This window comes from Leisingera sp. XS_AS12, assembly GCF_041224635.1.
In the GTDB taxonomy this organism is placed as follows: Bacteria; Pseudomonadota; Alphaproteobacteria; order Rhodobacterales; family Rhodobacteraceae; genus Leisingera.
Window position 1 is genome coordinate 36,776 of sequence record NZ_JBGFGM010000061.1, and the last position, 21,061, is coordinate 57,836.

The 21,061-nt window shown below is 60.7% G+C and carries 18 protein-coding genes; 9 read left to right on the plus strand and 9 right to left on the minus strand.

Annotated elements, in window-relative coordinates:
- Nucleotide 1: 1 nt before the first annotated feature.
- From AB9K35_RS02480 to AB9K35_RS02490, 3 genes are read right to left on the minus strand one after another with little or no spacing between them, the layout of a single operon-like run.
- Entirely contained in the window at nucleotides 2-2,356 is a 2,355-nt protein-coding gene (locus tag AB9K35_RS02480; protein WP_369924299.1) for a TIM-barrel domain-containing protein, read from the minus strand.
- On the minus strand, nucleotides 2,356-3,657 hold the full coding sequence (locus AB9K35_RS02485) for a TRAP transporter large permease (protein ID WP_222455663.1): 1,302 nt from the start codon (nucleotides 3,655-3,657) through the stop codon (nucleotides 2,356-2,358). Before AB9K35_RS02485 ends, AB9K35_RS02480 begins: the two co-directional genes overlap by 1 nt.
- 9 nt (nucleotides 3,658-3,666) lie before the next feature.
- Nucleotides 3,667-4,185, minus strand: a complete 519-nt coding sequence (locus tag AB9K35_RS02490) for a TRAP transporter small permease (protein WP_369924301.1) — start codon at nucleotides 4,183-4,185, stop codon at nucleotides 3,667-3,669.
- Between the two features lie 261 nt (nucleotides 4,186-4,446).
- On the opposite strand from AB9K35_RS02490, the gene AB9K35_RS02495 reads away from it, so the two are divergent.
- The 4 genes from AB9K35_RS02495 to uxuA all read left to right on the plus strand — a co-directional run bounded on the left by AB9K35_RS02495 (nucleotide 4,447) and on the right by uxuA (nucleotide 9,212).
- Nucleotides 4,447-5,421: a TRAP transporter substrate-binding protein gene (locus tag AB9K35_RS02495; protein WP_222455661.1), complete on the plus strand. Its 975-nt coding sequence runs from the start codon at nucleotides 4,447-4,449 to the stop codon at nucleotides 5,419-5,421.
- A gap of 21 nt (nucleotides 5,422-5,442) precedes the next feature.
- Nucleotides 5,443-7,257 carry a glycoside hydrolase family 2 protein gene (locus AB9K35_RS02500; RefSeq protein WP_369924303.1) on the plus strand — a complete coding sequence of 605 codons (1,815 nt, stop codon included), beginning with the start codon at nucleotides 5,443-5,445 and terminating at the stop codon, nucleotides 7,255-7,257.
- On the plus strand, nucleotides 7,254-7,985 hold the full coding sequence (locus AB9K35_RS02505; protein WP_222455659.1) for an FCD domain-containing protein: 732 nt from the start codon (nucleotides 7,254-7,256) through the stop codon (nucleotides 7,983-7,985). Before AB9K35_RS02500 ends, AB9K35_RS02505 begins: the two co-directional genes overlap by 4 nt.
- Before the next feature lie 66 nt (nucleotides 7,986-8,051).
- Nucleotides 8,052-9,212, plus strand: a complete 1,161-nt coding sequence (gene uxuA / locus AB9K35_RS02510) for a mannonate dehydratase (RefSeq protein ID WP_369924305.1) — start codon at nucleotides 8,052-8,054, stop codon at nucleotides 9,210-9,212.
- Nucleotides 9,213-9,331: 119 nt separating this feature from the next.
- On the opposite strand, the gene AB9K35_RS02515 is transcribed toward uxuA, so the two are convergent.
- Complete coding sequence (locus AB9K35_RS02515) at nucleotides 9,332-10,918, minus strand: class I adenylate-forming enzyme family protein (protein ID WP_369924306.1); 1,587 nt, start codon at nucleotides 10,916-10,918, stop codon at nucleotides 9,332-9,334.
- Complete coding sequence (locus tag AB9K35_RS02520; RefSeq protein WP_369924308.1) at nucleotides 10,887-12,062, minus strand: thiolase domain-containing protein; 1,176 nt, start codon at nucleotides 12,060-12,062, stop codon at nucleotides 10,887-10,889. Before AB9K35_RS02520 ends, AB9K35_RS02515 begins: the two co-directional genes overlap by 32 nt.
- 115 nt (nucleotides 12,063-12,177) lie before the next feature.
- On the opposite strand from AB9K35_RS02520, the gene AB9K35_RS02525 reads away from it, so the two are divergent.
- Together AB9K35_RS02525 and AB9K35_RS02530 are read left to right on the plus strand one after the other, a co-directional pair.
- Entirely contained in the window at nucleotides 12,178-12,744 is a 567-nt protein-coding gene (locus AB9K35_RS02525) for a LuxR C-terminal-related transcriptional regulator (RefSeq protein WP_369924309.1), read from the plus strand.
- A 315-nt stretch (nucleotides 12,745-13,059) separates the two neighbouring features.
- A complete protein-coding gene (locus AB9K35_RS02530) occupies nucleotides 13,060-13,302 on the plus strand; it encodes a VPEID-CTERM sorting domain-containing protein (RefSeq protein WP_369924310.1) in 243 nt (80 codons plus the stop codon).
- A 7-nt stretch (nucleotides 13,303-13,309) separates the two neighbouring features.
- Here the strand turns inward: AB9K35_RS02530 and xrtE are convergent, their stop codons facing one another.
- Entirely contained in the window at nucleotides 13,310-14,908 is a 1,599-nt protein-coding gene (xrtE, locus tag AB9K35_RS02535; RefSeq protein ID WP_369924312.1) for an exosortase E/protease, VPEID-CTERM system, read from the minus strand.
- A 316-nt stretch (nucleotides 14,909-15,224) separates the two neighbouring features.
- Here xrtE and AB9K35_RS02540 point away from each other — a divergent pair, with 316 nt between their 5' ends.
- The 3 genes from AB9K35_RS02540 to AB9K35_RS02550 are packed head-to-tail and all read left to right on the plus strand — an operon-like array spanning nucleotide 15,225 to nucleotide 17,374.
- Entirely contained in the window at nucleotides 15,225-15,965 is a 741-nt protein-coding gene (locus AB9K35_RS02540; protein WP_369924313.1) for an amino acid ABC transporter substrate-binding protein, read from the plus strand.
- Nucleotides 15,966-15,968: 3 nt separating this feature from the next.
- Nucleotides 15,969-16,643 carry an amino acid ABC transporter permease gene (locus AB9K35_RS02545; protein WP_369924314.1) on the plus strand — a complete coding sequence of 225 codons (675 nt, stop codon included), beginning with the start codon at nucleotides 15,969-15,971 and terminating at the stop codon, nucleotides 16,641-16,643.
- Nucleotides 16,640-17,374 carry an amino acid ABC transporter ATP-binding protein gene (locus AB9K35_RS02550; RefSeq protein ID WP_369924315.1) on the plus strand — a complete coding sequence of 245 codons (735 nt, stop codon included), beginning with the start codon at nucleotides 16,640-16,642 and terminating at the stop codon, nucleotides 17,372-17,374. Before AB9K35_RS02545 ends, AB9K35_RS02550 begins: the two co-directional genes overlap by 4 nt.
- Nucleotides 17,375-17,529: 155 nt before the next feature.
- On the opposite strand, the gene tcuB is transcribed toward AB9K35_RS02550, so the two are convergent.
- The 3 genes from tcuB to AB9K35_RS02565 all read right to left on the minus strand — a co-directional run bounded on the left by tcuB (nucleotide 17,530) and on the right by AB9K35_RS02565 (nucleotide 21,034).
- Nucleotides 17,530-18,588, minus strand: coding sequence for a tricarballylate utilization 4Fe-4S protein TcuB (gene tcuB / locus AB9K35_RS02555; RefSeq protein ID WP_369924317.1), 1,059 nt, complete (start codon nucleotides 18,586-18,588; stop codon nucleotides 17,530-17,532).
- Nucleotides 18,575-19,963, minus strand: coding sequence for an FAD-dependent tricarballylate dehydrogenase TcuA (tcuA, locus tag AB9K35_RS02560; protein ID WP_369924318.1), 1,389 nt, complete (start codon nucleotides 19,961-19,963; stop codon nucleotides 18,575-18,577). Before tcuA ends, tcuB begins: the two co-directional genes overlap by 14 nt.
- 153 nt (nucleotides 19,964-20,116) lie before the next feature.
- Entirely contained in the window at nucleotides 20,117-21,034 is a 918-nt protein-coding gene (locus AB9K35_RS02565) for a LysR family transcriptional regulator (protein WP_369924319.1), read from the minus strand.
- Nucleotides 21,035-21,061 lie beyond the last annotated feature (27 nt).

Here is a 21,061-nt window from a genome sequence, read left to right on the forward strand (position 1 = left end):
GTCACAGGGGGATCCTTCTTGCTGTCTTCAATGTGCGAGACTCGCCGGATGGAAGCAGCAGGTCCGCTTCCGGCAGGACCGGCCTGCCGGGACCTTCGCGGCGGGTGCGCAGGCTGATGCTGTCGGTGTCGCAGGACACCTCGAAATGGGTCAGGCACCAGTCGCTGTCGCAGGACACCCCGTCATCCTCGTACATCAGGCTGCCATGGCATCCCTCTCCGGGGGCCGGGAAGATGGCCAGCACGCGCCCGGTTTCAGCCTCCGGGGCGGCGCGGTCGGCGCCCTCGCCCATCGGGATCACCGCACCACCGCGCACGAACAGCGGGATGCTGTCGAGCGTCACTGGAAGCTCCAGCCACTGACCTCCGGCATGCCAGGTGCCAGCGTGGAAGTCCCACCAGCCGTTGGCGTGTCTGGGCAAGTAGACCGCATGGGTGTCACGCCCCTTGTCGAGCACGGTTGCGACCAGAAGGTCCCGACCAAGAAGGAAGCTGTCCCCCTCCTCCCAGGTTTGCGGGTCATCGCCGAAGTCCAGGAACAGTGGTCGAAGCATGGGCTCGCTGTGCTCTGCGGCTTGCCACATGCAGGTGTAGAGATATGGCATCAGGCGATAGCGAAGGCGGATCGCCGCCCGGATTTGATCGGTGACCTCGGGGTACATCCAGGGCTCGTTGACCGTCGCATCTTCATTCCAGGAATGAATGGTGAAACGAGGGTGAAAGATCCCGTTCTGCACCCATCGCACGAACAGTTCCGGTTCCGGCCGGGGGCCGGAGAAACCGCCGACATCATGGCCGATGTTGAAAAAGCCTGACAGGCTCATCCCCAGCCCGGTGCGCTGGTTCCAGCGCAGCGTCTTCCAGTCGGTGCGGTTGTCGCCGCTCCACGTCTGCGCATAGCGTTGCAATCCCGGCGCGCCGGAGCGGCTGATCAGATAGGGGCGCTTTCGAGGGGCATGTGCTTGTTGCGCTTCCATGGAGGCGCGGGTCATCAGGATGGGCATCACCGGACGCATCAGCGCGATATCAATGCTCTCGCCAAAGCCCGCGCATTGGGCGTGGCGGTCCCAGATTTCATACTCGTTGTTGTCATTCCAGGTGGACCCGATGCCCCGCGTCAACAGCGCCGAGGTGACGTTCGATTTCCACCAGTCAATTGTAGCCGGGTTGGTGAAATCCAGATGTGAACCCTCGTCATCCCAGAACATGGACATCTCGGGGCCAGCGTCTGCGTCCGCTTCCGGGCTGGCGTGGATGAACAGACCAGCGTCCGCTGCCTCTGCATATCGCGGATGGTCCTGCAGCAGGCAGGGTTTGATGTTCGCGATGAGATGCACGCCAAGTTCCGCAAATTTCGAGGCCATACCCTCCGGATCGGGCATCTTGTCGTCGTTCCAGTTGAACACGTAACGCTTTCTGCCAATGGAGGTATAGCCAGAGGACATCTGAAAGCTGTCGCAGGGAATTCGATGTTCGGCGATCTTGGTGAGGAAGCCTTCGAGCTGGGCTTGTGCGTCTGGCGCGTCCGTATAGGACATCGTTGAACCGGAGTAGCCAAGGCTCCAGCGCGGCGGAAAGGCGGTGCCGCCGGTCAGCTGTTCCTGACGTTTGACGAGGTCCAGAACCTGCGGCGCCCAGGACATGTAGAAATCCAGATCGCCGTCTTCGGCCCGATAGGCGCGGTAGGGTGCGTGATAGTTGTCGAGTTCGTTGCCAAGGTCGAACCAGCACCCGGCGAGATTGTCGTAGAAGATTGACCAGCACCCGGCGGTCGAGGTTCGGGTGATGGTGAAAGGAACATGTTTGTAAAGCGGGTCCGTGCTTTCCGCATCATAGCCCATGGCATCGATGTTGCGCATCTCGTAGCGTTTGCCTGCGCGGTTCAAGGGACCGGTCTTCTCGCCAAGGCCAAAGACCGGTTCGCCTGCCGTGCGGGCAAGGAAATGGGCGTGGGCGTGATCGCGCAGGCCCAGGTGGATGCCGCCGGTGGCGCGATCCTTTGCAAAGCATTGCCAGGTGCCTCCGACCTTGGCCTCCCAGATCATCTGCAACGGGGACAACAGCCGCAGCCGCAAGGTGTCCGTGGCGACAGTGATCTCGCTCTCGGAGGTGGTCACCTCCGGGGGGGGACAGGAAAACCCTGTGAGATCATCGCGGCTGCGTCCGTGCCATGGGGCCTTGCCCTCCGGCGCGATTGTCCAGGTGCGATTCAGCCGCCACGCCGCATCCTTTTGCAGAGACACGCGGAACAGCGTGGGCTCCAGGACATGAATATGCAGCAGGTGACGTCCCTCGACGCGCAAGGTGACGCCGGTTGGGGTCTCCGCCTCCAGAGACCAGGATTTCAGGCATTTCATTATTGATATCCCAACAGAACACGCGGCAGGAACAGGCTGATTTCAGGGACGTAGGTCACCAGCATCAGCAGTCCGAACAGCAGTGCGTAAAATGGTAACAAGGGCCGGATGACCCGCGCGATCGATGTTCCCCCGACCGAGCAGCCCACGAACAGGGCCGAGCCGACTGGCGGGGTGCAGATGCCGATGCACAGGTTCAGCGTCATCACCACGCCGAAATGTACCGGGTCCATCCCGAGTCCTTTGACAACCGGCATGAAGATCGGCGTAAAGATCAGCAGGGCCGGCGTCATGTCCATGAAGGTGCCGACGATCAGAAGCGCCACGTTGATCGCCAGCAGGATCGCGATAGGATTGTCGGACAGGCTGAGCAGGAAGTCCGAAATCGCGAAGGGAATGCCACCAAAGGCCATCACCCTGCTCATGGCGATAGAGGCGCCGATCATCAGCAGCACGACCGAGGTGGTGACGGCGCTGTCGATCAGGATGGCAGGCAGATCTTTGAGGGTGATCTCGCGGTACCACACCAGCGCCAGCAACAGGGTGTAGAGCACGGCCGCCGCCGAGGCTTCGGTCGCGGTGAACACCCCGGAGATGATGCCGCCCATGACGATGACAATGAGGCCAAGTGGCAGCGCCGCATCACGGGCGGCGACCCAGACCTCAGCCAGATCCGGGCGCGGCGCGACCGGATAGCCGCGACGCTTGGCGATGATGCCGGCCACGATCATCAGGCCAAGTCCCATCAGGATACCGGGCAGATAGCCGGCCACGAACAAGGCTGCGATGGAGGTGCCGCCGGTGATCAGCGAGTAGACGATCAGTGTCGCCGAGGGCGGGATCAGCAGTCCGGTGGGACAAGAGGCGATGTTCACCGCAGCCGAGAATGCCGGATCGTACCCTTCCTTTTTCTGCAGCGGCGCCATCACCCCGCCCACGGCCGCGGCCGAGGCAACGGCCGAACCGGAGATTGAGCCGAACATCATGTTTGCGATCACGTTGCAATGGGCCAAAGCACCGGGCAGTCTGCCGCCGAGGACCTTGGCGAAATTGATCAGCCGCATGGCAATGCCGCCGCGGTTCATGATGTTTCCGGCCAGGATAAAGAAGGGGATTGCCAGCAGGGTAAAACTGTCGAGACCGGACGCCAACTGCTGGGCCACAATGAACAGTGACTGGTCCAGGCCCATGAACAACAGGAAGGTGACAGTAGTTGCGATACCGATGCTGAAGGCAATCGGCACCCCGAGAGACATCAGCACGGCAAAGCTGCCGAAAAGAAGAAAGATAGATTGGGTCATGCCGTTGCCTTAGTCCAGAGGTCCGCCGACCGGCGCGCCGTTGCGGGCCGCATCCGGATCAGACGGGCCGTTGCGCCAAATCTCAAATGAAAAAATCGCGCAGAAATAGAGGATTACTGCACCCGCGAATGGAATGGCACCGTAGACATAGGCCATGGGAATTTGCAGGGCGGGCGTGACCTGACCGGAGGCCAGGGTCTTCATGACCAGTTGCCCTCCCCCTTTCACCATCACCATGCCCGCGAACCCCGCAACAGCCAGCAGGACGAAGCCCTCGGAGAGCGCCCGCGCACGTCCGGTCAGCTTCTGGGTCAGCAGTTCGATCGCCAGGTGGCGCCGCAGTCCCATCGTGTAGGCTCCGCCGATCAGCGCCAGCCACATGAACAGGAATCGGGCCAACTCATCCGTCACCGTGGAGGGGGTGCCAAGAATGTAGCGGCTGATAACTTGCCAGCTGACGCAGGCCACCAGCACCACGAAGATCACTGAAATAACGGTTTTGAGAAAGGCGTCGACAAAGGGTCTCATATGCAGCCCTCCCCGTTTTCACGAGGTGTTGCGATCCATGTCATTGGCTTCCTCCCTTTCACTGGCTGGCCAGTCCTGCGTCAGAACCTTGCGCAGGAATTCATATTGGTCAACCAATTTGTGGTGATCGGTATGGGCTTTTGAGAATTCGGTCCCGAAATAGAGGTTTTGGTTGACTGAAGTTCGAATCTGGTGAAGTTTCTCGCCATACTGGTTGACCAATTTGGGTATGTCAGACCAAAATCCACGGGAGGAGAGACCATGACCAAGACATTCACGACCGCTTTGTCTGCGCTGGCGCTGGCCGCATCGGCTGGGCTTGCAGGCGCGACAACGTTGAAATTGAACCACAACAATCCGCCGGATCATCCGGTTCATGTTTCCATGCAGGTGATGGCTGATCGTGTGGCAGAACTCACCGATGGCGAGATCAAGATCCAGATATTCCCGAATGCGCAGCTGGGCACCCAGCGCGAATCCATGGAACTGGTTCAGAACTGCGCCCTGGAAATGGCGCGGTCCAACGCGTCCGAGCTTGAAGCCTTCGAGGAGAGCTACTCTGCGTTGAACCTGCCGTATATCTTCTCTTCAGAAGAGCACTTCAATTCGGTCATTACCGGTGATATCGGCCAGGATATCCTGAACGCCTCTGTCGACCAGGGGTTTCGCGGTGTCGCCTTCTATACCGAGGGCGCGCGTTCCTTTTATGCCCAAAAGCCCATTCTGTCGCCCGACGACCTGAAGGGGGTAAAGGTGCGGGTGCAGCCCAGCCCTTCGGCGATCCGCATGGTGGAGCTGCTGGGCGGCAACCCTACGCCGATCTCCTGGGGTGAGCTGTACAGCGCCTTGCAGCAAGGCGTCGTGGATGCCGCGGAAAACAATCCTACGGCGTTGACGACTGCCCGCCATGGTGAAGTTGTCAGCGATTTTTCTCTGGACGAACACACGATGATCCCGTCTGTCGTCGTGATCTCCAACTGTGCCTGGGACGCGATGACGTCGGAGCAGCAGGCGGCTCTGCGCACGGCCGCGCTTGAATCGATGGCGGCGCACCGCAAGGCGTGGAATGCGGCCTCGGATGCGGCAATCGATGAGGCCAAGGCGTCGCTGAACGTCAACATCCATACGGTCGACAAGGCACCCTTTGCGGCGGCCGTTCTGCCGATGCATGAGGAAGTCGCTGCGAAATCGGAAAAGCTCGCCGAGCTGATCGATCGTATCAAAGCGGCACAATAACCGGCAGAGGCACAGGCACCAATGTTAGAACGCTCCGAACTGGCAGATAATGCGCTGCAGGCGCTGCATGACGAAGACTATGATCGGCCCTTCAACACGCAGTCGCTGAACGCCGACACGCTGATCTTTACCCGCGGCCGCCACGGGCAGTCGCTGGACGGGGATTGGAACTTCTGTGTCGATCTGCTGGACACCGGCCTCAGGCAGAAGTGGTTCGCCATGCTGCCGGAGGCACCGGAAGATCGGATCGAACCCTGGGATTACGATCCTTACATGGGGGAAACGGTGCCTGTGCCCTCCTGCTGGCAGATGCAAAAGGATAAGTGGTATTTCTTCGAAGGGTCTGCCTGGTACACGCGGGCGCTGACCCATACGCCGTCCGAAGGCCGCCGCCAGATCCTGCGTGTTGGCGCGGCGCAATATGACTGCAAGGTCTTCCTGAACGGGGAATTTCTCGGCAATCACTACGGCGGCTCGACCCCGTTTTGCGTGGAGCTGACGGAAACGCTGAAACCCGGCCGGAATTGGCTGATGCTCTGCGTGAACAACACGCGCACCCTTGACCGCGTTCCGATGCGCAACACGGATTGGTTCAACTACGGTGGCATCTACCGCGAGGTGACGCTCTACGATTTGCCATCCACAGTGATCCGCGACCTGTTCGTGCGCCTTGACGATGACGAGATCCGTGTCTCTGCCGAGGTTGACGGCCCGGTGGATCTGGCCCGGTTTGCCATCCCGGAGCTGGGCGTGGATGTGGCCATGCCGCTAGTCGATGGCAAGGGCGAGATTGCGATTTCTGCAACGCCGGAGCTCTGGTCGCCGGAAACTCCCAAGCTTTACGAAGTGCGCCTGACTGCTGGTGAGGACGAAATCCGGGATCGTGTCGGGTTCCGCACCATCCGTCGGGAGGGGACCGAGATACTGCTGAATGGTCGCCCGATTTTCCTGCGGGGCATCTCGGTGCATGAGGATGACGAAACCCTCGGAAAAGTGACCTCAGACGCGGACATTCGCCGTCGCTTTGCACATGCCAAGGAACTGGGCTGCAACTATTTGCGTCTGGCACATTACCCGCATCACGAACGCGCTGCCGAAATTGCCGACGAGCTGGGGCTGATGCTGTGGGAAGAAGTACCGGTCTATTGGGCCATCGACTTTGCCAACCCGGCGACGCGACGTGACGCGCAGAACCAGTTGCGCGAACTGATCCGGCGCGACCGCAATCGTGCCAGCGTCATCATCTGGTCGGTCGGCAATGAAAATCCGGACACCGATGCAAGGCTCGACTTCATGCGTGGGCTGGCGGATCTGGCCAAGTCCGAAGATCCGACCCGGCTCACCTCTGCAGCTTGCCTGGTCAATCATGCCAAACTCAGGATCGAAGACCGGCTGGCGGCCCACATTGATGTGATTGGGCTCAATGAATACTATGGCTGGTACGAAGAGAATTTCGAAGAATTGGGTGTTATCGGCCGCAACTCCGCTCCGGATCGGCCTGTTGTTATCTCCGAAACCGGGGCAGACGGCGATAACACGGATCAAGGCCCCGAACGTGGATTGTTCAGTCTTGCTTATCAGGATGAAGTCTATCGCAAGCAGATCGCTACGCTTCGCGAACTCGACTACATCAAGGGCATGTCTCCGTGGATCCTCTATGACTTTAGAGTGGAGCGGCGTCAGGGCATTTTTCAGCGCGGCTGGAACCGCAAGGGGCTGATTGCCGCCGACAAGGAAACCAGGAAACCCGCCTTCTATACGCTTGCTGCGTACTACGCTGAACGCGCTGCGCAGGATCGGGATGCGGCGGCAGCAACCAAGGGGGATCAGGCATGAGCCAATATCGGCGATACCAGGATGTGGCGCAGGCGCTTCGGGGGATGATCCGCGATGCCGGGCTTTCGGTCGGTGACCGGCTTCCGCCGGAGCGACAACTATCGGAGCGCCTGTCGGTCTCGCGCTCGCTGGTGCGCGAAGCGCTGATCATGCTGGAGATCGACGGGCTGGTAGAAGTCCGAAAGGGCTCTGGTATCTATCTGGCGGCATCTTCGGCCACCGCCGCACCGCCTGTCCGGGATGATATCGGCCCCTTCGAACTGTTGCAGGCGCGGCAGCTTCTGGAAAGCTCGATCGCTGCCTTTGCCGCCGAGATGGTGACCAAGAACGACATCATCCGGATGCGCGAAGCGCTGGAGATGGAGCGGGCCGATATCGAGGCTGGGAGCACGGACCATTCCGGCGACGAGCTGTTTCACCGTCTGATCGCAGAAGCCACGCAAAACAGCGTATTGGTCGATATGGTGCATGAGTTATGGCGCAAACGTGACCAAAGCCCAATGTGGGCCAAGCTGCACGACCGCATCTTTGATGCGGATTATCGCCGCAACTGGCTGGAGGATCACCAGCGGATCCTGGCCGCCCTGCGGACCAAGGACAGCGCCGCGGCGCGGGCCGCCATGTGGCAGCATTTGGCGCATGTGCGCGAGACCCTGATGGAATTGTCGGACGTCGATGATCCGGCCTTCGATGGCTACCTGTTTCAATCCATTTCCGCGCCGAACTGAGGCCGGTCTCACCTTCCCGGCGCGGTTTCCCACCGGCCCATAGACTGAAAAGAACAAGAGGATCGCATGATCGAAACCTGGCGCTGGTTTGGCCCGCACGACCCGGTAACACTGGATGACATTCGCCAGGCAGGGGCCAGCGGCATCGTCACCGCCCTGCATGAGCTGCCCAACGGGACTGTCTGGCCGGTCGAGGCGATCGCGGCGCGGCGCGACATGATTGCCGATGCGGGCCTGCGCTGGGAGGTTGTCGAGAGTGTACCGGTGCATGAAGACATCAAGCGGGCCGCACTGGGCTGGGAAACTAAGGCTGAGGCCTGGGCGCAATCTCTCCGAAATCTCGCGGCCTGCGGTATCACCACGGTATGCTATAATTTCATGCCCTTGCTGGACTGGACGCGCACCGATCTTGCCTACGCTCTGCCGGATGGCGCGCTGTGCCTGCGCTATGATGCTGTAGATGCGGCGGTGTTTGATATCCATATTCTGGGCCGCAGTGGCGCTCTGAGCGATCACCGCCCGGATATCGTCGAGCGCGCGGCAAAGCGATATTCGGATATGTCCTCCGAAGCCTGCGAGGCGTTGACACGTACCATCATCGCAGGCCTGCCCGGAGCGGAAGAAAGCTTTGACCTCGACAGCTTTCGCGCCCAGTTGGCGCTTTACGATGACATCGATGCGGCGCGCCTGCGGAAAAACCTGGCAGCGTTTCTACGCTACGTGGTTCCGGTGGCCGAGGAGATCGGCGTCCGGCTGGGGATTCATCCGGACGATCCGCCCTTTCCCATTTTCGGCTTACCGCGGGTGGTCTCCACCGAAGACGACCTCCAGGCTATTCTTGACATGGTCAATAGTCCCGCGAACGGCCTTACTCTCTGCACGGGATCGCTTGGCGCGCGGAAGGACAATGCGCTTGTGCGGATGCTCGACCGTTTTGCCGCGCGGGTGAACTTCCTGCATCTGCGTGCCACGTCGCTTGAGCAGGATGGTGTCAGCTTTCACGAGGCCCCGCACCTTGCTGGTGATGTCGACATGGTGGCCATGGTGCAGGCGGCGTTGGAGGCCGAGGCTGTGCAGGGGCGGTCCCTGCCCTTCCGCCCCGACCATGGGCACATGCTGGCGCATGATCAGCGCGTCGATAGCACGCCAGGTTACCCCTACATCGGGCGTCTGCGTGGTCTTGCAGAACTGCGCGGGGTCATCCATGCGCTTGAAAAACGTCAGTAAAAGCCAGTGGCTTCTAGCCCAGTTTGTTGCTTGCAGCGTGCGGAATGCGCCAGCGTAGTACTGTGCCTACATGGCGGCAGGGAACTCAGTCCTGCCGTGAGGTGACGCGGATGATACCATCAAGCGGTCGGTCCAGCTGCGCCGGAATCGGCTGACTGGCCGCCGCGCTTGCGCAGCTCTGTCTTCAGGATCTTGCCATAACTGTTCTTGGGCAACTCTTCGACGAACTCATATCGCTTGGGGCGTTTGAAGGCTGCGATCCGTTGGCGACACCAGCTGTCCAGCTCGGCAACCGTGACGGTCTGCTCCCGCGCCAGAACCACATAGGCGACCACTTGCTCCCCCCAGTCGGGTTCCGGTTCGCCGATCACGGCAATCTCAAAAACTGCCGGGTGGGTCAGAAGGGCTTCCTCGACCTCTCGCGGGTAGATATTGGTGCCACCGGAAATGATCACATCCTTCGAGCGGTCCGTGAGATAGAGAAACCCGTCCTCATCCATGTGACCCAGATCTCCGGTGTGCAGCCATCCGTCCCTCAGCGCTTGCTTGCTGGCTGGTTCATTTCGCCAATACCCACTCATCACGGTTGGTGCCCGTACGCAGATTTCACCGGTCTGCCCTGCGGGTACGGGGGAGCCATCGGGACCGAGCACAGCCAGCGTCACGGCGCCCTGGGCGATCCCGACGGAGGCACGACGGGCTTTCCAACGTGGATGTGACTGATCTGCGATTAGGTCTCGGGGCAGGACCGAAATCGTCATCGGCGTTTCGCCCTGGCCATAGATTTGCACGAATTTTGGCCCGAAACAGGCGAGCGCTTCGTCGATGTCATTGCCATACATCGGGCCGCCGCCGTAAATGATCGTGCGGATCCCGCCGCCATCGTAGCCGTGCTGTTTCGCGTGAGCGATCAAGCGTTTGACCATCGTTGGCGCGGCGAAGAAAACGAGATTACCCCGGCTTCCGGCAAGCCGGATGATCTCATCGCAATCGAAGCCACGCGACGCGGGCACAAGATGACGGCCGCCCGCACGGATCTGCGCGAACATGTACAGACCCGCGCCGTGCGACATGGGTGCGGCATACAGCATGTGTTCGTCCGGTCGCGCCGTGTCGACGTCCATCGCGTAGCACAGCGTCATGCAGCGCAAGTTGTCATGGCTGAGCATCACGCCCTTCGGCGTGCCGGTAGTGCCGGACGTGTAGAACAGCCATGCAAGATCCTGATCTGCGACTTGCTCGGGTGGGGAAATGGCGACCTGCGTTCTGACCTGGGCACCGAGGGCCGCTTCGGAGATTTCCGGATGTTCCGCGAACACGTCTCCCGACTGGGTCAGGACCAAGGCTGCGCCGGAATTGTCGATGATCCATTTCGCTTCCCGAGGGTGCAGTTTGTGGTTGATCGGCACCGCCACGGCACCGAGCCACCAGCAGGCGTGCAGCGCCTCAATGTATTCCGGGGCATTTGCTGCATAAATTGCAACACGGTCCCCCGCACCAATGCCGTGCCGGCCGCGCAACCACGCCGCGCGGTTGCAGGTCGCCTGCATCAGCTCATGATAGCTCTGGCGCAGTTTGTCTCCCTCGTAGAGCGCCGGACGGGCGGGCCATGATCGAGCCGTCTGATACAACCAGTTCGCGATATTCATAGTCTTGAGACGTTCCGGATAGGTGTCAGGCGCGATCAGCTTGCAAAATGGTGGCATAATTTGCCACAGCTGCTCCGCCCATGTTGAAGGCAAGACCCCATTCGGCGCCAGCACGCTGTATGCCGCCGGCGCGGCCGGTTAGCTGGCGAAAGCCCAGGGCATGCATGGACACGCCCGTGGCCCCCACCGGATGGCCCTTGGCCTTGAGCCCGCCAGAGAGGTTCACAGGCGTGCGCCCGTCGGCGAAGACGGTGCCGTCCTCGAGGGCACGCGCGCCCTCACCTTCTGGCGCCAGGCCGATCGCTTCGTAGATCAGTAGCTCTGCCGGGGTGAAACAATCATGGACCTCGGCAAAGTCGAGATCGGATACAGTGATGCCTGCCACCTCGTAGGCCTGCCGGATCGCGCGGGCTGGTCCTTCAAAGGCGACAAAGTCGCGGCGGTTCATGGGTAGGAAGTCCGAGACATGCTCTGCGGCAGCGACCCTGACCCGTGCAGGCGCATCTCCGGCCTCGGCATTCGCGGCACTCAGCACGATCGCCGCGGCACCATCTGTCACCAGAGAGCAGTCGCTCAGGCGCAGCGGCGGAGCGATCAGCGGGTTGCGCTCACTTTCCTCTCGGCAGAATTCATACGTGAGCGGCTTGTGCATGTGGGCCAAGGGGTTCTTCATCGCGTTGTCGTGGTTCTTGGCCGCGATGCGCGCCATTGCATCCATGGGGCTGCCGTATCGTTTGGCGTATTGCTTTGCAGCAATTGCGAACACCTGCGGAAAGCTCAGTCCGGCTTCGGTCGGGTTGTTTTGATACCCCGCTCCCGCCAGCGCCTGGGTGACCTCGACTGTTGACCGGTGGGTCATCTTCTCGGCACCCACGACGAGCACGTTGCGGGCTGCGCCCGACCGAATTGCATTTATGCCGCCGTGGATCGCGGCCGCCCCGGACGCGCAGGCGTTTTCGCAGCGCGTGGCAGGCTTGAACCGGAAGTCCGGATGAGCCTGAAGGATGAGAGAGGAGGCAAATCCATCTGGCACCAGACCCGAGTTGAAGTGGCCGAGGAAGACTGCATCAATATCGGACGCAGAAACTTGTGCCTCCTCCAGTGCCTCTCGCGCCGCCTCGACGATCAGATCCTCAAGGGTCTCTTCCAGTCGGCCAAAGCGGGTGTGGCCGGAACCGATGATATAGATGTCGTTACTCATGAAATGTCCTCCCACGCTGACCCTGACGGAAAATACCTGTGGCCGGTATTCGTAGAACTACGTAGAAATCTACGTAGACGCTACGTAGATACGGGTGCAGTATGGAGGGGGCGCATTGAATTACGACCAGATTTCAGAAGCGGATCTGAACCTGACCGGCTTCATGGATGCGCCGATTGGCCTGATGGTGTTGTCAAACAGGGTGATCCAGCGGGTCAATACGGAGATCGAGCATATCTTTGGCTGGGGCCGTGAGGAGCTGGAAGGGCAATCCATTCGTATCCTGTACCCTTCCAGCGTGGACTATGAAAAAACCGGCATCCGCTGGCGCCGCTGGTTGGATGGTCGTCCCCGCTACACCGATGAGCGGTTCATGCAGTGTCGTAGCGGCGAAATCATCTGGACGCGTGCCTCTGGACGGACCCTGACACCGGCTGACCCGTTTCGGTTGATGGTGTGGACCTTTCAGCACCTTGAACATCGGCCGCCTGATGCGGCGACGTTGACCCCCCGTGAACGTGAGGTCGCACGCTATATCGTCAATGGCTACACCAGTAAGGAAACCGGAAATGCGATGGGAATATCACCGCGAACCGTCGAGGTTCATCGCGCATCGGTCATGAAAAAGCTGGGAGTGCAGAACGCCGCCGAGCTGGTCGCCAAAATGATTGTTCAGAGTTAGAGGCGCGTCTCAAGGGAATACGACCGTTGGGCCATGTCGACCGCTGCGACGCAGATGATATCTGCCCTGCGCCACTGCTGGTTTTTGAGCGTGGAAGCAGGCGAATCCGCAGCGCGAGTCCGTTCACCACGCGCGCCTGGTCGACCAAATCTGGAGGGGCACTTGCATCTGAGGTCGCAAACGGGCGCCGATTCAGAAACAATGGCGAGCCTGTGCGTGTACTGTATGGGATTGCGTGAACAAGCGGCGGAATTGTTTGATTTTTAGACAACTCACTTCAATTATGAGGTGAGCTGTTTACGAGGAGGTCTATCCATGACGCGTATTACAAAGATGTTCAAGGCTTGTAGTGCATCGCTCGCAATGTTCAGTGCGCTGCCCACAATTGTTTCGGCACAGACGGTTGGCGTGGATCTTGGCGTCGACGTGCAACTGGGGGGAACCCGACCAGCCGCAGTCCCGGAAATCGACGCATCAACTGGCGCCATGGCGCTCGCCGCCTTGGCCGCTGCACTCGTGCTGACTTGGGAACTCAACCGCCGCCGCAGGGCGAAATAAGCGGCGGTCAAATCAAGGACCATTGCCCAGTGTACAATGCAACGGCGGCGATGTATGCGTTGGCGGTAACATGTGCAACGACTGCATCGCCCAGCCGTCCCCGGCGCAGCATGGCTGCCGCAAACAGCAGCCCGGCGAGGGCAGCCAGAGCAAAGCGGCCGTGCAGGGCCGCAAACAGTGCCGTGGACACGAAGATCGCAACGACTTTGGCTGTCAGGGTGCCAGTATCAAGTCGGGACAACAGGTAGCCGCGGAAAAAGGCTTCTTCGATCACCGGGACCAGAAGGGTTGTGCCGACGGTTCGGATCAATGCCCAGATCACAAACGCGCCGCCGCTCAAGGCGACGACTGGCATGTCCTCGCTAGGCGCGGGGGCTGAGAACCACACCCAGACCGCGCCCACTGCAAGGCCCACGGTGACTGCAAAAGGGTCAAGCGACAGTTGGATCTGGGCGCGCAGAGGTCGACGCATCCACAGCAGGGCCCCAAGCATGGCGGCCGCCTGCAGTGGATAACCATGTGCCGGGTTCTCCCAGAACGCATGCGCTATGATGCCTGAAACCATAAACGCGATGAACGGAATGATGAGTGCGGCGACGGGATCGGTGCCGAGTGTGGTGTCATCGCGTTTGATGCGTTCCACCCGACGCAGTGCAGGCACAGACTGGGCGAGGTAGAGCACCCCAAGCGCGAGCATGATGAAAAGGAGCCAGCCGGCGAAACTATGGAACCCGTTCACGGCAAGCTCCGGCGACACGTGCTTGCCAAGGAGGATCAGCACCGTGATCCGTACAATGTTAAAGAGCCAACTTGCCAGGAGCGCAGCGGGCCAAAGCATGAGCCAGAACACGCCCTGTCGTAAGGTTTCTCGAAACAATATGGCATAGATCGCCATGAACCCCGTGATCAGAGCAAAACCTTCAATGCCAGAACATTGGCTGGCGACGGCCACCACAAACCCCGGCAGCCCGATCCAGGCGCGAGAGTGTTCGATGAAGACCTCCGGCTCCACGGCCGAAAGCAACAGCGCGACGCCCTGAAAGGTTGCTTGTGAAACCATCTCGACGGCCCAAAGGGGCTCCAGCATCTGGGCAAGGAATGGGATCAGGGCTGCCAGCAACAAAATGGCAAGAGGCTGGAAATTCTCGCCTTTCAACCAATGCCACCAGTTTGCGGGCCGGACCACCCAGCATAGCGCCCCGACAGCGGTCAAGGCGCCGCCTGTGGCAAGCAGCATGAAAACCTGGGCAAACCTCTCGTTCGCCTCCTGTGGCGGGATCAGATGCACCGGCAAGAACATGATCAGTACGCCTGACAGGTGGATCACGCCCCAAAGGTGGGTGCGACCTGAAACACGCATCAGATTGCGTAATCGCTGCCAGCTTTGGCGACGTGTACACATCAAGATGACAAAGGCGGTGACAGCACAGATCGCGCTGATGAAGGAGATCCGCAGGCCGCGGCACAATTCGACCAGATCTGTCGTGTGACATTCGATAGGAAAGGCAAATTGGTAGGTCACGATGACCGCAATACTCTCCAGACCAAGAAGGGCCAGAAGTGACGTGATGCCCACCTGTCGTTTTATGCCTGCCTGCCGTTGCAACCGAACCTCTGTCAAAGAGACACAACCCTGACGAGATAACCTGTTGAGTGTGGCAAAATTATGGGCTTGTCCAGGCACGGATGCGCGGACCAGTCATGGCGGATTATCCTGCTATGGACTCCGGGCTCTCCGGCGGTAGGACAGAAGTGTCCACCCCTATGGCTCCTCCGCTGACAATATTCCACGCTTGCGAGGTCAGTGGGACAACGGTTTTTTAAGTTGCAGAGGTGGTTGAAGGTCCTGCTGAAGCCGTTATGTGAGCAGCCAACGTTCTTGACAGGCCCAATCGATGGAGCCTCACCTGAAAGGTTCAGATATGAAACGCATTCTCGCACTCGCCCTGACACTGACCATGGGAACTGCAGCCGCTGCCGAAACGCTCACTGTGGGCATGTCTGGCGGCTATTTCCCTTTTACCTTTGTGAAGCAGAATGAACTTCAGGGGTTCGAAGTCGATGTGATGAACGCCGTTGGAGAAGAAGCCGGTTTTGATATCGAATTCGAAACCATGTCCTTCTCCGGTCTGATCGGGGCGCTGGATGCCGGTCGCATTGACACCATCGCCAACCAGATCACCGTCACCCCTGAGCGGGAGGCAAAGTTTGTTTTCACGCAGCCCTACGTCTTCGATGGCGCCCAGGTGGTGACCAAGAAAGGCAATGATGAGGTCGCCGGTGTCGAGGATCTGCGCGGGAAAACCGTGGCGGTGAACCTCGGTTCAAACTTTGAGCAGCTTCTGCGCAACCTGCCCTATGCCGATGAAATCGACATCCGCACATATGAATCCAACATCGAACAGGACACCGCGCTTGGCCGCGTGGATGCCTTCGTGATGGATCGCATCTCTTCTGCACAGGTCATCAAGGAAAGCCCGCTGCCGCTGCAACTGGCCGGCAAGCCGTTCTCCGAAATCCGCAACGCTCTGCCGTTCCGTGACGACGCAGAAGGTCGCGCGCTGCGGGACCGTGTTGATGCGGCTCTGACCACGCTGAAGGAAAACGGAACCCTCGCCGACATTTCCGTCAAGTGGTTCGGTACCGACATCACGGAGCAGTAACCGATGCGGGGACTGGACCTTGAATACATGCTGGGGCTGGTCCCCGTCATCGCGGGATATATCCCGTTGACCCTGGCCATCGCGGCGCTGGCGATGCTGCTGGCGCTTGTGCTCGCTGTGGCCTTGGCGATGGAACGCGTGGCGCGGGTGCCTGTGCTGGATGCGCTGGTACTGCTCTTCATCAGCTTCTTCCGCGGGACACCTCTGCTGGTGCAGTTGTTTCTCTTTTACTACGGTTTGCCACAGGTCTTGTCCTTCCTCACGGCGATTGACGGGGTGACGGCGACGATCATGGGATTGACGCTGCATTTCGCGGCCTACATGGCGGAAACGATCCGGGCAGCCATCACCGGGGTAGACCGGAGCCAGTGGGAGGCGGCGCAATCCATCGGCATGACGCAGGTGCAGATGATGAGCCGAGTGATCCTGCCGCAAGCCGCGCGCACGGCGGCGCCCACTTTGGTCAATTATTTCATCGATATGATCAAGGCGACCTCGCTGGCCTTTACACTTGGCGTGACCGAAATGATGGGCGCGACCCAGAAAGAAGCTGCCGGAAGCTTTCTTTACTTCGAGGCCTTTCTTGTCGCCGCGGTGCTCTACTGGATCATGGTTGAAGCGCTGAGCCAGTTGCAGAAACGCTTGGAAACACGTCTGAACAAGGCATATGCACGATGATCCGTATCGAGGGACTGACCAAACGTTTCGGAGAGACCACGGTTCTCAACAACATCAATCTGGAGATCGAAGACGGAGAACGGGTGGTGATCATCGGTCCGTCGGGAACCGGAAAATCGACCCTTCTGCGTTGCGTGAATTTTCTGGACCGGCCTGATGCAGGGCGGATCACGGTTGGTGCTGTCACGGTGGATGCGGCGCACTCGCGAAAGCGGGAGATCCTGGCCCTCCGCCGAGCGACGGCGATGGTGTTTCAGAATTACGGGTTGTTTGCGAACAAGACTGCGCTTGAGAACATCATGGAAGCGTTGGTCACTGTCCAAAAACGGCCGAGACAGGAGGCGGAGCAGCGCGCGCGCGACATCCTGTCGGAGACCGGGCTGAGCGACAAGGCTGACAATTATCCCGCCAGCCTGTCCGGTGGGCAGCAGCAACGGGTGGGAATTGGCCGCGCCATGGCCATCGGCTCTGAACTGATGTTGTTCGACGAACCAACTTCCGCGCTGGATCCCGAATGGGTCGGTGAAGTTCTGGACCTGATGCGCTCGGTTGCGCAAAAGCGCCAGACCATGTTGATCGTGACGCATGAAATGCGCTTTGCCCGTGATATCGCGGATCGGGTCTTGTTCATGGACGGCGGCCGCATCGTTGAACAGGGACCGCCTGAGCAGATTTTCGACGCACCTCAGGACGCGCGGCTGAAACGCTTCCTGAGCCGGGTGGCGGGCTAACAGGCGGGAGCGCGGCCGGAACGTCGGCCGATGGTCCGGATTGTCAGCCCACAGGCAAAGCCCAAGTAGCGGGAGGTGGAAGGCTTGATCGGGTCGCGCGAGGTCGCTTCAGACCTTGGCAGGTTTGGACCCGACCTCGCGTTGACGTCCCCCCTTCAGGTTCTCTGCGCATCGCGGATCAGGGCCAACAGGCGGTAAAAGCCGTGCGCCATCTTGGAGAAGGGCGTGAGCAGAAAGAAGGTGAGCACCGCACCGAGATGGACCGCGAGTAGCGCGGGCATCACGGTTGAGCTGCCAAGCGCATAGAGCGCAAGCCCGGTGAGCGCCACGAAGCCCAGAAGCAGAATGAAGGCGATGGAGCCGCCAAAGGCGCCTTCGTCATCCAGCGTCCGGTCGGCGCGCAGCTTCAGCGCTGCCATCCAGATGCAGCCCGCTGTCAGAAGGACGCCACCCGGCACGCCCAGCAGTTTCGGCAGCGACCACAGCGGATAAGGGGCGGGCATGTCGAAAGCGTAATGCAGGACCGTGCCGACCGAGGTCGAGGCAAAGCACAACAGGAACCCGTACATTACCGCCTGATGCGCGTAGCGGCGGGCGTGGCTGAAGCGGTCCTCGTCCTCGAAATTGCAGCCGTCGCCATGCCCGGCCGCAAGGTTCTTCATCTTTGCCGCCATTCCGAAAGCCCGCTTCAGATGCGCGAGCCGGATCGGCTCCCCGTCCACTGCGCGCCAGTAGCGCGCCATGCCCACGCCAAGGCTCACCAGCGGCAGCAGGAAGGCGGGCAGGAAGATCGCCACCATCGCATTGTGCGAAAGCGCGGCATAGAAGCCCTCGCCGCTGCCGCCAAGTGCCCGCAGCGCCCAGAAGATCAACGCGAACCCCAGCGCCAGCGCCAGCGCGATGGCGCCGCCATGGGTGTGGAAGCGGCGCGCCAGCGGCTGCGGCCAGGCATAGGCCTCCCAGCTGTCGCGGCGGACCTCGGCCAGCGCCTTGGGCAGGTTCAGCTCGAACTCATGCGGGGCGGTGTACTGGCAGGCGTAATAGCAGCCGCGGCAGTTGTGGCAGAGGTTTGCAAGCTGGGTGATGTCGCCGTCGGAAAACGCGCGGCCCGCGTGCATGGCCGGAAACACCGAGCAGTAGCCCTCGCAATAGCGGCAGGCGTTGCAGATTTCGGCCTGGCGGCGGGCTTCCTGGATGAGTTCAACGGTTTGCATGGGCTGCGGCCTCCCGTCCCGCGATGCGTCCAAAAACGGTTCCGATAGTCATGCCGAACCCGGCGAGATAGCCCTGCCCGAGGATCGAGCCGGCCATGGTCTCGCCCGCGGCCCAGAGGTTGCGGACCGGACCCTCGGCGGTGCGGCACTGCGCGGTCTCGTCGACCTTCAGGCCCAGGTAGGTAAAGGTGACGCCGGTGCGCAGCGAATAGCCGTAGAACGGCGGTTCGCTGATCGGCCGGGCCCAGTTGGTCTTCGGCGGCACAAGTCCTGTGGTGGCAACCCCATCAAGCTCGGTCGGGTGAAACGCCGAGGTATCGCCGCAGGCGGCGTTGAAGGCATCCACGGTTTCGCGCAGCTTGTCTGGCGGCAGGCCCATCATGCCCGCCAGTTCCTCCAGCGTGTCCGCCTTCAGCGGCGGGAAGACTGAAGGCATGAACAGGTTCAGCGATTTCGAGTCGATGATGACATGGCCCACCTGGTCCGGCTGCGCCGCCACCAGTCGGCCCCAGATCGCGTAGCGCTTGGGCCAGACGTCCTCGCCCTCGTCATAGAAGCGCTCGCCGTTCTTGTTCACCACGATGGAGAACGGTACGCAATCAAGCCGGGTGACGATGCCGCCGTCGTATTTCGGCGCGCGCCCGTCGATGGCCACCGCGTGGCACTGGTCGGCGTCGCCGATGCTCTCGACACCCTGCTCCAGCAGGTCCGCCAGCACCACGCCGCGGTTGTAGGGCGTGCCGCGGATCAGGAAGTTGCGCGCCGCAGGACCCCAGGCGCGGGTCAGCCAGTCGATATCCGCCTGGAAGCCGCCCGAGGCCACGACAACGCTCTTCGGGCGCATCGAATGCGCTCCGTCCTCATGGGTGTAGTCGACCCTCGTGATCCGGTCCCCCTCCAGCTCCAGATGGGTGACCGACGCCTCATAGAGCACCTCCACCCCCAGCGCTTCCGCGGTGCGGTAATAGGCATTCACCAGGCTCTTGCCGCCGCCCATGAAGAAGGCATTGGTGCGCGCCAGCGACAGCGTCCCGGAAAGCGACGGCTGGAAGCGCACCCCGCGCTCCTGCATCCAGGGCAGACACTCTTCGCTGCTGCGGATCGCGAGACGCGCCAGATGCGCGTCGGTCTTGCCGCCGGTGACCTTCATCAGATCGGCAAAATACTCTTCCTCGCCGTAGTCCTCCACCAGCGGCCCCAGCGGGCCGCCGTGCATGCAGCGGAAGTTGCGGGTGTGGCGCGAGTTACCGCCGCGGTAGGCCTTCGGCGCGGTCTCCAGAATGATCACGCGGGCGCCCGCCTCGGCGGCGGTCATCGCTGCGCAGAGCGCGGCATTGCCGCCCCCGATCACGGCAAGATCATAGGCTTCGGTCATGGCTGTCCTCCTGGCTGAGACCGTCCTAGCCGGAGGGATTTAATTTGACCAATGACGGTTGATCTTCAATTGTTGCGATCATCGCATTAATTGGACGTCTCGCGCTGCCCGCGTATCTATCTGAAGTCAGTCTGTGGCAAACCCGGCGCGGTTCTAGGGCTGGGAAGCGAACCTGAACCCATCAGCGTCATTCAGATATGCCTCGAAGAAATCCGTAAAAGTTGCGACCAGTGGCGGCAGGGCGTCATAGGGTGGATAGTAGAGTGACAACCACAGCGGCGCGGTTTCCCAATCTGGCAAGACTTGTTCGATCTGCCCCTTCCGCAACCCTTTCTTCACTATGAATTCGGGGAGCACTGCGACACCAGCCCCGGCCAAGGCCAACTCGTACAGAAAATCTCCATTGTTCGAGACGATGGAGGCGCCGGCAGTCACAGTACGCCTTGCAGCCCCTTTGCGGAAGCGCCAGACTTCGGGAGTTTCACGGGAGGAATATGACAGACAAAGGTCGCGTTCCAATTCATCCGGGGTATTCGGGCGATTGCGGCGTTCGAAAAGCTGGGGTGCGGCGACCGCCATTCGTGGCACCTCGCAGATCTTGCGCCATATCGTCGATTTGTCGGTCGGGGGCGAGGAAATCCGGATCGCCAGGTCTGATCCCTCGTCTACGATGTCGATCAACTGGTCTTCCAGCGTCACGCTCAAGGCGATATTGGGATAGGCCAAACGGAAACTGTCCACGAGTCCAGGCATCAAACGCATCCCAAAGGACATCGGCGCATTGACCGAAAGACGCCCGCGATGCGGTTGGGTGTCTTGCTCCAGATCTCGGGTCACCTTGTCGAACTCTTCAATGACTGTCCGGTAGCGTGCAGCCACAACGGCCCCGGCAGATGTCAGTGAGACCTGGCGGGTGGTGCGCAGCAAAAGCTGGTGGCCGAGGTCTTCCTCCAGGCGCGCGACTGTTCGGGTGACCGTTGCTGGGGTCATGCGCAGGCTGCGCGCTGCGGCCGAGAAACTGCGCAAGGCGGCGACTTCCAGAAACACACGGATGGGTTTGAGCTCTTGCATGGCCAATTATTGCAATGCTGATAATAA